Origin of the sequence: Mycobacterium angelicum, from assembly GCF_002086155.1 — a bacterium.
In the GTDB taxonomy this organism is placed as follows: Bacteria; Actinomycetota; Actinomycetes; order Mycobacteriales; family Mycobacteriaceae; genus Mycobacterium; species Mycobacterium angelicum.
Genome location: NZ_MVHE01000487.1, coordinates 1 through 218, shown reverse-complemented (window position 1 = coordinate 218; position 218 = coordinate 1). Strand labels below are relative to the sequence as shown.

1 pseudogene is annotated in these 218 nt (G+C 58.3%); it reads left to right on the top strand.

Annotated features, from left to right (window positions below):
• Positions 1-194: pseudogene (locus BST12_RS30380) on the top strand (helix-turn-helix transcriptional regulator); the annotation flags it as partial.
• Between the last annotated feature and the right edge of the window lie 24 nt (positions 195-218).

Below are 218 nucleotides of genomic sequence, written 5' to 3'. Positions count from 1 at the left end.
AAGATGTCGAGATTGACCTCTCGCGAATCGATGCGATCACTCGAAATGTCCCGAAGAAGACGGTGATTCGCCCCGGAGAGGGGCTCAACATGGTCTTGATAGCGGCTTGGGGCCATCCCCTTCCAAATCAGCTATACGTCCGTTGGGCTGGACAGGACGAGTGGGCGGCCGTCCCGTTGCACCCTGCTCACTAGTTCGTAAGGCGTTACACCGCAGCC